Annotated in this window: 9 protein-coding genes; 4 read left to right on the forward strand and 5 right to left on the reverse strand. The window is 39.5% G+C overall.

The window, feature by feature from the left end:
• Window positions 1–164 precede the first annotated feature (164 nt).
• Window positions 165–1280, reverse strand: a complete 1116-nt coding sequence (leuB, locus tag DC498_RS01010) for a 3-isopropylmalate dehydrogenase (protein WP_116872257.1) — start codon at window positions 1278–1280, stop codon at window positions 165–167.
• Window positions 1281–1459: 179 nt separating this feature from the next.
• Complete coding sequence (locus tag DC498_RS01015) at window positions 1460–2629, reverse strand: 2-isopropylmalate synthase (RefSeq protein ID WP_116872258.1); 1170 nt, start codon at window positions 2627–2629, stop codon at window positions 1460–1462.
• Window positions 2630–2837: 208 nt separating this feature from the next.
• Between DC498_RS01015 and DC498_RS01020 the strand changes: the two genes are divergently transcribed.
• Window positions 2838–4403, forward strand: a complete 1566-nt coding sequence (locus DC498_RS01020; RefSeq protein ID WP_116872259.1) for a hypothetical protein — start codon at window positions 2838–2840, stop codon at window positions 4401–4403.
• Between the two features lie 21 nt (window positions 4404–4424).
• On the opposite strand, the gene DC498_RS01025 is transcribed toward DC498_RS01020, so the two are convergent.
• The 3 genes from DC498_RS01025 to DC498_RS01035 form a co-directional block, all read right to left on the reverse strand.
• Complete coding sequence (locus DC498_RS01025; RefSeq protein WP_116872260.1) at window positions 4425–5084, reverse strand: hypothetical protein; 660 nt, start codon at window positions 5082–5084, stop codon at window positions 4425–4427.
• Window positions 5077–5571 carry an RNA polymerase sigma factor gene (locus tag DC498_RS01030; RefSeq protein WP_116872261.1) on the reverse strand — a complete coding sequence of 165 codons (495 nt, stop codon included), beginning with the start codon at window positions 5569–5571 and terminating at the stop codon, window positions 5077–5079. Before DC498_RS01030 ends, DC498_RS01025 begins: the two co-directional genes overlap by 8 nt.
• Before the next feature lie 524 nt (window positions 5572–6095).
• Window positions 6096–7880: a chloride channel protein gene (locus DC498_RS01035; protein ID WP_116872262.1), complete on the reverse strand. Its 1785-nt coding sequence runs from the start codon at window positions 7878–7880 to the stop codon at window positions 6096–6098.
• Between the two features lie 85 nt (window positions 7881–7965).
• Between DC498_RS01035 and DC498_RS01040 the strand changes: the two genes are divergently transcribed.
• From DC498_RS01040 to DC498_RS01050, 3 genes are all read left to right on the forward strand, one after another.
• Window positions 7966–10311: an NADP-dependent malic enzyme gene (locus DC498_RS01040; RefSeq protein ID WP_116872263.1), complete on the forward strand. Its 2346-nt coding sequence runs from the start codon at window positions 7966–7968 to the stop codon at window positions 10309–10311.
• 115 nt (window positions 10312–10426) lie between these two features.
• A complete protein-coding gene (locus DC498_RS01045; RefSeq protein ID WP_240627809.1) occupies window positions 10427–11479 on the forward strand; it encodes a hypothetical protein in 1053 nt (350 codons plus the stop codon).
• 44 nt (window positions 11480–11523) lie between these two features.
• Window positions 11524–12261: an MlaE family ABC transporter permease gene (locus DC498_RS01050; protein WP_116872264.1), complete on the forward strand. Its 738-nt coding sequence runs from the start codon at window positions 11524–11526 to the stop codon at window positions 12259–12261.
• Window positions 12262–12268: the final 7 nt, after the last annotated feature.

The raw sequence follows: 12268 nt of genomic DNA on the forward strand, positions 1-12268 counted from the left end.
CCTGAATTGCAGGAATAATAATGACAACCACCACAAGGACTTTGCTGCTGACAATATTTAATATGCTGCGCTTCAACATAAGTGAAATGTAATTATGTGCGAATATACATTTCACATGCAAGAAAACAAAGAACTATTTTCAATTTGAAATCTCAAATTTGAAATTAGATTATCGTCGATTTTCTCAACTCCACATTTGACTGGTGAATATCTCCCGGCACTTTATTGCTAACGTATTCTACGATCAATTCTCCTATAGTAGTGGTGAGATAAAAATTGACAGGATCAATGTCTTTTGTAACAAAATTGTGCTTGAGCGTCCAGTCAACTGCTTCTCTTACCAGGTCAGCTTCTGCATTTAATTTAAAATAGTCAAGCATCATTGCCGCGGACAAGATTGAACCCAGCGGATTTGCGATATCCTTTCCTGCTGCCTGCGGGTAAGAACCGTGGATAGGCTCGAACAAGGCCGCACTGTTTCCTACAGATGCAGAAGGTAGTAAACCGAGAGAACCTGCTATCACACTTGCTTCATCACTTATAATATCACCAAACATATTCTCTGTAAGTATTACGTCAAATTGTTTCGGGTTCATAATGATCTGCATCGCGGCATTATCTACAAACATATAATCCACCGTTACATCGTGATATTGCTGCGCCAGTTCCTGCACTACTTTTCTCCACAGCCTTGACGTTTCCAATACGTTGGCTTTATCTACCAGCGTTAATTTTTTTCTGCGCCTGGCTGCATGTTGAAAAGCAAGATGCGCCACACGTTCTATTTCCTGCTCGGTATATACACATTCATCAATCGCCTGTGTTTTATCAGCACTTAATTCCTTTTTACCAAAATAAATACCTCCTGTCAGCTCACGATAAATTACAAAATCAGTTCCCTCGCTGTTTTTTGCTTTGAGTGGTGAAAGATGCTGCAATGAAGCATAAGTAGCTACCGGCCTAATATTGGCATATAATTGTAAACGCTGCCTTAGTTTCAGTAACCCTTGCTCCGGGCGAACAGTTGCAGCAGGGTCGTTATCATATTTGGGATCGCCAATGGCACCAAACAATACCGCATCACTATTTAAACATGCTTCTATTGTTTCATCAGGCAATGGGTTTCCTGTTTTATCTATAGCGATTGCCCCCATCAGGTTATAGCTGTAGTTAAACTCATGGGAAAAATTTTTGGCAACAGCGTTCAATACATTTATAGATTGCTGTGTTACTTCGGGTCCTATCCCGTCTCCAAAAATTACCGCTATATTCTTTTTCATACATTATTCAGAAGGCAGGTTTTTAAACCATTAAGAAGCTAAGGTTAGTGAAGTACCTTCTTCTTAACGTTCCTTAATGCCTTAATGGTTACAATCAAAACTCCGATTTAAATGAAGCGTGACGCCGGAGCGCCACGCCAATCAGAGTGCTTAACGCATCATGAGAAAACATCTGCTTATTATGCAATTGCTACTTCCGGATGGTTATTGGCGGCCAATGCTTTTAAATCTTCATCACTTACTTCTTTTTTCACATCGGCAACCTTTAAAAAAGCCTGGTATAATGCATCAATGTCGTTACGATTGAAATCAAAACCCAGCTTTTGAAAACGGTGAGCAAGCGCGGAACGCCCGCTTCTTGCTGTTAAAACAATCTTTGAACTGTCGGCACCCACTTCTTCAGGACGAATAATCTCATAATTCTCCGCGTTCTTTAAAAATCCATCCTGGTGAATACCGGACGAATGTGCAAACGCGTTGCTGCCGACAATAGCTTTATTTGGTTGAACCGGCATACGCATGGTATCTGCCACCAGGCGGCTGATCGGGTTCAGTTGTTCTGCTTTTATATCTGTATATAATCCTAATGAATCATGCTGTTTGATGATCATCACCACTTCTTCAAGCGATGTATTACCTGCTCTTTCGCCCAAACCATTTATGGTACACTCAATCTGCCTTGCACCACTCATTACACCTGCAATAGAATTTGCTGTGGCTAATCCCAGGTCATTATGACAATGGCAGGAAAGAATGGCCTTATCTACATTAGGAACATTATTTATTAAATAAGCGATCTTTTCACCATATTGATGCGGAAGGCAATAACCGGTAGTATCAGGAATATTAACTACTGTTGCTCCTGCTGCTATTACCGCTTCCACCACCCGGGCCAAAAATTCTAAATCAGCTCTTCCGGAATCTTCTCCATAAAATTCTACATCATCCACAAAATTGCGGGCAAACTTCACTGCTTCTACTGCACGGGCAAGTATCTCTTCTCTTGTTGAATTAAATTTTGTTTTTATATGGAGATCAGATACACCGATACCGGTATGGATACGTGGTCTTTTTGCCTTTTTCAATGCCTCCGCAGCTACTTCAATATCTTTTTTAATAGCACGTGTCAATCCGCAAACGGTTGCGTTCTTAATAACCTTTGAAATATTTTCCACAGATGCAAAATCGCCGGGGCTTGAAACAGGAAATCCTGCCTCAATAATATCAACGCCAAGGTTTTCAAGAGCCAGCGCCAGGTCTATCTTTTCGTTTGCATTCAGCTTACAGCCAGGTACCTGTTCACCGTCCCGCAGGGTGGTATCGAAAATATAAATCTTATCTTTTGACATAGATGGATTTTATGTGATTAAGAAAGCTCACTGAAGAAAATTAAAACTTCATATGGGCTTCATTATTCAGATATTTGCAATCAGGTTACGAATTTACCGGTAATTCAGGCTACTCAAAACCAAATTAAGCCTTATATTACGCCGGGTAAAACCCTTAATTTTCAATAAAACCCTTTACAGAAGCGGGTTTTACAGAAATTTGATTACGATGCCCAAACGTTTAACAGACGAGTTATTTCAACTGATAAAATCGCTGGAAAAAGCTGAAAAACGAAATTTTAAGCTTTTTGTACAGCGCAATGCTTCATCTCCGGATATGAAAACCATCCAGCTGTTTGACGCGCTGGATAAACTGGACGATTATGATGAAGAAGTATTGCTGAAGCGCAATCCCGATATAAAGAAACAACAGTTATCAAACCTCAAATCGCATGTGTACCGGCAAATTCTTGCCAGCCTTCGCGTTTTGCGGGACGAAAACAACATACAGTTGCAGCTTCATGAATATATGGATCATGCCCGTATTTTATATGATAAGGGGCTATACCTGCAAAGCCTTAAAACATTAGAAAAAATAAAAGAATTTGCCAGGGAGCACAACCAGCTTACCTATGCGCTGCAGGCATTAATATTTGAAAAGAAAATTGAAGCGCTTTATATAACGCGCAGTATAGAAAACCGCGCGGAAGTATTGGCAAAAGAAGTAGAAGAAGCTGATAACCGGCTTACTATGCTAAATAAGCTATCCAATCTTTCATTACAACTATATAGCTGGTATATTAATATGGGGCACGCCAGGGATGATAAAGACCGGATGGCGGTAAAGGCTTTTTTTGAAACCAATCTTCCTCAAAATGCCCGGCTGTATAAAGGTTTTTATGAGCGGCACTATTTTTATGAAAGCTATTGCTGGTATGGCTTTATTCTGCAGGATTTATTGATGTATTTCAGGTATTGTCAAAAATGGGTAGATGCTTTTGAGGGTGAACCCATCATGATAAAGGTAGACACACAATTATATATAAAAGGGCTGCATAACCTGCTGAACGCCCATTTTATGCTGCTGAATTATGACAGGTTTATTGCTGATCTGCAAAAGCTTGAAAAATTCTATCATTCAAAGCAAGCCAATTGCAATGATAATAACCGTGTACAATCCTTCATTTATTTATATACGGCTAAACTTAATAAACATTTTTTGGAAGGCAGCTTTACAGAAGGCTTAACCCTTGTGCCTGAAATTGAAGCTAAAATACAGGAATACCGTTTAAAGATGGATCGCCACCGTATACTGGTATTTTACTACAAAATAGCCTGCCTTTATTTTGGCAGCGGCGATAATGAAAAAGCTATTGAATATCTTAACCGCATCATTAACTGGAAAGTTGATCTGCGTACCGACCTGCAATGTTATTCAAGATTACTGCATCTTATAGCGCATTACGAACTCGGCAATTACGACCTGCTGGAATACCTGATTAAATCGGTATACCGTTTTATGGCTAAAATGCAAAACCTGAGTATTGTGGAAGAAGAGATATTCCGTTTTTTACGAAAATCATTTCACCTTGACAAAAAGCAGGTAAAAAGCGCGTTTGTGGTATTAAAAGATAAGCTGGAGAAATATAAAGATAACCCGCTGGAAAGCCGGTCGTTCATGTATCTTGATATTATATCCTGGCTGGAAAGTAAGATTAAAAATGTGCCGGTGCAGGATGTGATGAGGGAGAAGTATTTGGAAGCGATGAACAGGAGTAAACAAAAGAGCGTATAGCTTTTATGCAGTTGTTATAGTCTATTTCTTATCCAGCTCCTCTATCTCCTGCAAAAAACTATTCGCCTTATTTATTTTACCAAACTCCCCTTTGCTTACAAACCATCTGAACCATTTTTTCTGATGGTTTCTATAATTCAGGTTTCTATATAACCAAACCCCTATAACAAACTCAACAAGCACTACCGGCACCTGTATAAACCAAAAAGTTGAAGGCGAGCTGTGCATCCATGTATCCGTCATAACCCACATACTAAACACCGGCAACTGCAGCCAAAGGATGCCTAATGTTTTCAGATTGGAAAATTTTAACTGAACCAACTCTCGCTGCGCACATATTATACTCTGGCTATTATCAAAATTATTTAGTAATACCAGGTGATAAATGTATAAGCCTACTGCAATAAGAGATACCACAATATGAATAATAAATGCAGACTTAAAAAGCCAATTGGTATGCTGCCATGAAACAATGAGTATAAAAGTTATTGCTGCACACCAAAGCACACCAAAAACAATCCCCACCCGGCGGGTAGCTTTTAACCCTGCAAGCGCTGACTTTGCTTTATGGGCAAGATTCTCTTTTAAAAGTTTTTTATTAATACTGATCGCTTCATCCAATTTGGCATTCTGGGATTTCCATAATTCCAGAATATCAGTATGCTCCATATTGTTACTCATGATTTGCATTAAATTTTTGTTTAAGCAATTGTTTTATCCGCCCGATTTTTGTGCCCACATTTGTTTCACTAATACCTATTATTTCTGCTATTTCCTTATAGCTTTTTTCTTCGAGGTATAACAACATAAGCGCTTTATCCAAATCTTTCAGTTCGCCAATAAATGTATTAAGCAACCTTAGCTTGTCATTATTATAAAACCCGGGCTCAGGTTCCCGGATATTTAATATGTGTTCTTCTAATGGCAAAACAAAAGACGATTGTTTGTTTTTCCTGTAAAATGAGATGGCTACATTCAGTGCTATCCTGTATATCCATGTTGAATATTGGTAGGCTGCGTTATAGTTTTCAAATGAGCGCCATAACTGAAAGATCATTTCCTGTATAAGATCCTCCCTGTCTTCCATACTTTTACAGTATGCATTGGCAATCTTGTATAATATGCCTTTATGGGTCTCAACTACTGAAATGAATATATCTTCCTGCATTAGTATGGTCCGCCGGCTCAATATTAGGCATAATAAAACCACCTTCAGAACCGGCTTGCTTAATTATTCGTCAATGGATAAAAAAAATCACAGATCGTAAAAGTATTTTTTGAGGATGCATAAAATTTTGTGAAGTATTCCCAAAGGCAAAACCCTATTATCTTAATAACAAAGTTCCAATTATGCCTCCCTACCTTATTATCTTATTTATTCCGATTATAATCTTCCTTTTTAGAAACTGTATTCTGCCTTATAGTTTAATAAAATAATAAGGTAAAGTTATCTTTAACTATAATTACTAAGACAATAAGGTTTTAGCTTTGGTTTTATATATTGAATATCACTGTTATCGGGCTAACAAATGAAATCGCTCAATGCTTTTACTATAGTGAGAGGGCCTTGAATGAGTTGGTTAACATAATTTCAAACGTTTATTACAATTTGTCGGACAATAATGACTGAATATGTAAACTTCCCTCAGCCAGTTTTAAAACATAACCAATTTACCACTTACCCCTCTCCCCTCAATACAAATCCCCCTGCTCTGCCAGTATTTCCCTGTATTTATTAAACACCTTTGTTTTAGATATAAAGCCGACAAAATTTTTCTCCTTAGTGAGCACAGGCAGATACCAGCTATGGCTTACATCAAATTTATTCATTACAGAAAGCATATTCTCATCATCATATAAAACAGCCGGTGGCTTCTTCATTAAATGCTTGATGGATATCGCATCAAAAAGCTGCGGCTCAAACAATTTCTGTTTAACATCATTCAGCTCTATAATACCGGTAAATTTTTCATTCTTATCAACAACCGCATAAATATTTTTCTCGCTTCGTTTAACCAGGTCAACCAGGTCGCCCAGCTTTTTATCCATCATTATGGTGTCATAATTATCCTGTAACATATCCTGCAAGCGGATGGTGGTAAGAATATTTTTTTCCTTCTGGTGCGTAAATATCTGCCCTTCTTCTGCAAGTTGTTTCGTATCCATTGAATAGCGTTCATACTGCTTCACAATAAAAAAGGCGATGGATGAAACGATCATCAGCGGAATAAACAACTCATATCCATTGGTAATTTCTGCGATTAAAAATATACCCGTAAGCGGGCAGTACATGATGCCACTTAATACACCTGCCATTCCCACCAGTGAAAAGTTACCTTCAGGTAATTTTACCCAACCGGTAGCGTTGCATAATTTTGAAAAGAAAAAACCCAGGTATGAACCTACAAACAAAGAAGGTGCGAAGTTGCCGCCATTACCACCTCCACCGTTTGTAATGCCGGCTGCAACCGGTTTCATCAGCACAATTAAACCGGTAAATAAAATAATCCCCCACTCTTTTTGTAAATAGGAAAGTATGGTTGTATTATCGCTTACGCTGTCCATGCTGTCATTGGCAATTACCTTAACGTGCTCGTACCCTTCTCCAAACAACGGTGGAAATAAAAAATATATACCCATCAAAAGTAATCCCCCGAAAAACGCTTTTACATAAGCATTCATCTTACGGTGATGAATATATACTTCAGTTTTCTTATACACCCGTGCATAATACAGTGAAACAAACCCTGCCAGCACACCTAATAAAATATAGAATGGCGTATTGTAATAATTAAAATTCTGCTTAAGCGTAAAATTGAAAAGAATTGATTCATTCAAAATAACCTTTGCGCATAATATGCCGGTTACAGTAGCTGTAATCAGGGGAATAAAATAGCTCACCACTATTGCATCGGTAAGCAACACTTCAATTGCAAATATCACTCCTGCAATCGGCGCGTTAAATACAGCCGCAATACCTGCTGCCGCGCCACAAGCCACCAGTAAAGTTCGTTCCCTGTAATTCAGCTCATGTAAGCGGGCTATATTTGAACCAACTGCAGAGCCTGTTGCAACAATCGGAGCTTCCAGCCCAACTGATCCTCCCATCCCCACCGTTAAGGAACTTGTAATAATATGCGCATACGTATGCCGCAGTGGTATAAACGAAGATTTCCTGGCAATTGCTTTTAATACCATCGGAATTCCCTTTTCAAGAGCACCGCCCAAAAAATGGTTTATTACAAAAACAGTGAGTATTAACCCGATAGCCGGGAATAACAAATACGAAAACCTGGATACAGGAATTATCGCAATCCAGTGTTGTACATAATGCACCAATGTTTTAAGCAAAACTGCGGCCAATCCTGATACAAGTCCCACAATAACCGAAACCACCATCATATACTGCACTTTGCTGAGCCTTACACGAAGTAAATGTGAGAAATACCGGTATATTTTTTTGATCTGCCTGTTCATTCTTCACGCATAAATAAGCGCCGCAAATATAGTAATGTTATTTTTGCAGCAATATCTTACTTACTTTGTAACGTAATTTACCCTTATGTCAAAAGAATTGAGAAAACAGGAAGCATTAGATTATCATTCAAACGGAAGACCGGGAAAAATAGAAGTAATCCCAACAAAAGACGCAAAAACGCAGCGGGACCTTTCACTTGCTTATTCCCCCGGCGTAGCGGAGCCTTGTAAAGAAATTCAGCGCAACAGTGAAAATGCGTACAAATATACGGCCAAAGGAAATCTTGTAGCGGTTATCAGCAATGGTACTGCAGTATTAGGGTTGGGAGATATCGGTGCGGAAGCAGGTAAACCGGTAATGGAAGGAAAAGGCGTATTGTTTAAAATTTTCGCGGATATTGATGTATTTGATATAGAGATCAACGAAAAAGATCCGGAAAAATTTGTTCAGATTGTAAAATCACTGGAACCAACCTTCGGCGGTATCAACCTGGAAGACATAAAAGCGCCTGAATGTTTTTATATAGAACAAAAGTTAAAAGAACAAATGCAGATACCTGTAATGCATGATGATCAGCACGGCACAGCTATCATCAGTTCTGCAGCTTTGCTTAACGCGCTTGAAATACAGGGAAAGAAAATAGAAAAAGTTCGTTTTGTGGTGAGCGGTGCCGGCGCTGCCGCTATGGCCTGCATACAATTATATGAAGCGCTGGGTGCAAAAAGCAGCAACTTTACCTTATTTGATAAAGAAGGTGTATTACATAAAAACAGAACAGACCTTGACAATACCAAACACCGTTTTGCAACTACAGACAAGCAGGATCTTACCATAACTGAAGCCATAAAAGATGCTGATGTATTTATAGGGCTTAGCGCCGGAAATATTCTGAATGCAGCAATGGTAAAATCCATGGCAAAAAAACCTATCGTATTTGCCATGGCTAATCCTGATCCTGAAATTACATGGGAGGAAGCTACGGCAAGCCGTAAAGATATTATTATGGCAACAGGGCGGAGTGATTACCCCAACCAGGTGAATAACGTATTGGGATTTCCGTATATTTTCCGCGGAGCCTTAGATGTAAGGGCAACACAAATTAATGAAGCCATGAAAATGGCAGCGGTAAAAGCATTGGCTAACCTTGCAAAAACACCTGTGCCTGATATAGTTAACCTGGCCTACAACCAGCATAATATTGTTTTTGGGGCCAATTATATTATCCCTAAACCACTTGATCCCCGTTTAATATCTACCATTTCGCCGGCAGTAGCAAAAGCGGCTATTGAAAGTGGCGTAGCAAAGCATACAATAGCAGACTGGGAGAAATACAAGATAGACCTTGATAACAGGCTGGGAAATGATAACCAGCTATTCCGGGTAATCGGCAATAAAGCAAGAAAAGATCCGCGCAGGGTGGTATTTGCTGAAGCTGATAACCCCAAGATTTTAAAAGCCGCGCAAATAGTGCTGGATGAAAACATCGCCTATCCTATACTGTTAGGAGAGTCAAAAAGAATACTGGATATTGCAAAAGATAATGGTATAGACCTGGAAGGCATTCCGATCATTGACCCGAGAAGCGATGAATGGAAACAGGCAAGACATGATTACGCTGATCTTTATTTCCAGAAAAGACAGCGAAGGGGTGTTAACAGGTATGAAGCAAGTAAAATAATAAAAGAACGCATCCGCTTTGCATGCATGATGGTAAACGCCGGCGACGCAGACGCGGTGATCAGCGGGCTGACCCGCAATTACCCGCAAACCGTAAAACCTGCACTGGAAATTGTGGGTACAGAAAAAGGTGTGAATAAAATTGCAGGTATGTATATCATTGACACGAAGAAGGGCCCAATGTTTCTTGCAGATACTACCGTAAATTTCAATCCTACCGCGGAAGAGCTTGCGGATATTACATTGCTTGTTGAAAAAGAAGTGAAATCATTCGGCATTACACCCCGCGTTGCCATGCTCAGCTATTCAAACTTCGGCACAAGCAATACACCGGAAGCAATCACCGTTCGTAAAGCAAGGGAAATTTTAAAACAAAAAAATCCCGACTTAATAGTTGATGGTGAGATGCAGGGCATACTGGCATTTAACAAAGACCTGCTGAAAGAAAATTACCCTTTCAGTGATTTGGTTGACATGGATGTGAACACGCTTATATTCCCCAATTTAAGCGCTGGAAATATAGCATACAACCTGCTGCAGGAGCTGGGAGGCTTTGATACTATCGGGCCCGTATTGCTGGGCTTAGCCAGGCCCGTGCACGTACTTCAGTTGGGCAGCACGGTAAGATCAATCGTAAATATGGTAATTATTGCAGTGGTAGATGCACAGCAAAAATGCCCAAAGCAGGATGCAGGTAAGCTGAATGAAAAGAAATGGTGGGAAAAACACAGAAAGATAAATGAAGTAGTGTAGAAAAGGTAGGTGGTAAGGCGTAAGGTAGAAGGAGTAAGGAATAAGTAGTAAACAGGCAGCAGCCGGCAGCCCGTTGCTGATAGCTGACAGCCGATAGCTCATAGCTCATAACAACATGACAAACCAGGACATCAATCATATATCGAAGAAGAAAAAAGTATATGCCGTAAGCAAGTCTTTTAAAAAATACCTGAAACGGTATGGCAGGGAAATGTCTTTACCCATTTCTTATGATACATTAAGGCATTTCCAGGGTTCATTTCCCTGTCTTGACAGTAAAGGAAATGATACGCTTTGGGAAACCGTGATTTATAACCCTACTATTACAAAAGAAATTCACCAGGCATTAATCCGTGTTTACTCACTTTTAAAAGCAGCAGGTGCAAACCAGGCAGAGGAACATTTACATGTAGAGCGAATTGACTTTTGTGTATTTGGAAATTCTCAGCCATTCAGGGTTAAAGTGGTGAATAATTACAATGACGTATACAGCTACCTGTATATTAAAATCGCTGATGCATCCCGCATTTTAGGGCTTGAGCTGGAGCATCTCTTATCTCCTTATTCTATCAATTATCTTGTTGACGATAATACTTTAATTGAAGAACATATTGCAGGCGTGCCCGGAGATATATTTGCAAAGGATTTTATGAACCGCCCGGGATATAATCCCAAACGCATTGCCAAAGAGTTTGTAAAGTTTAATGAAAGATGTTTTGCCAGGTTGTTGGGCGATATGCGCAGCTATAATTTTGTTTTTGATATTACCCCTGATTTTGATGATATACAATTTAATATTCGTGCAATAGACTTTGATCAGCAATCTTATGAAGGGAGAAAAAACTTTTATCTGCCACAATTTTTTAAAGAAAACAAGGTTTTTGTAGAGCTGGTACAACAACATCTTAACCTTGAAGTAATTGACCAGTACCAGCAGGAAGAGAGAGCACAGATGTTTAAACGGATAAAAGCGCAGCGGCACCGGTTAGGCGATTTAAAAGCCTCTGTAGATAAAGATGAACTAGCGCCGCGGGAAAAAGTAGAACAGTTAGCCCGGGAACTCGCCGCATATTTTGGCAACAAGAGATTTTTAGAAAGTAAGGGCATGGCTGAAATTCTGCGCATTCACCTGCGCGAACTTGTTGTTAATCACTTAAAAAAAGGATGATTTACCATTTTCAGGTATTTTTGTTTGAATAATAATATACACACATGACGGTTTTTAACCATTTCGGAAGGTACCTGCTTATGATAAAAGGCATGTTTACCAAGCCCGAAAACTGGAGAATGTACTGGAAGGAATTGATGAAACAATGTTCGGATATAGGTATAGGTTCCTTAGGCATTGTTGTGGTTGTTGCGTTATTTATAGGTGCGGTATCTACCCTTCAAACAGCCTACCAGTTGGTCAGTAATCTTATTCCAAAATCTACTATCGCACAAATTGTAAGAGATACGGTAATACTTGAGTTCGCACCTACCATCACTTGTATTGTTTTGGCCGGTGTTGTGGGTAGCAAAATTGCCAGCGAACTAGGCAATATGAGGGTAAGTGAACAAATAGATGCGCTTGAAATTATGGGCATCAATACCAAAGCCTATCTCATCATGCCTAAAATACTCGCCTCATTTTTAATGATCCCCATATTGGTGATTATTGCAGGCGTACTGGGCATCTGGGGCGGCCGTATGGCCGGCATTTTATCCGGCATTCTTTCTCCGGAAGAATTTGAAGAAGGCCTGCTCAGCGGTTTTCAACCATTCAATGTAACATTCGCTTTAGCCAAAGCATATACATTCGCCTTCATCATTTCAAGCATTCCTGCTTATTTTGGATATTTTGTACAAGGCGGTGCTCTTGAAATAGGAAAAGCAAGCACTACTGCGGTGGTTACCAGTTGCATTATGATTTTATTTGCTGATTATATACTGGCTGCACTGCTTTTATAAAATTAAT

The organism is Terrimonas sp., from assembly GCF_003075435.1.
In the GTDB taxonomy this organism is placed as follows: domain Bacteria; phylum Bacteroidota; class Bacteroidia; order Chitinophagales; family Chitinophagaceae; genus Agriterribacter.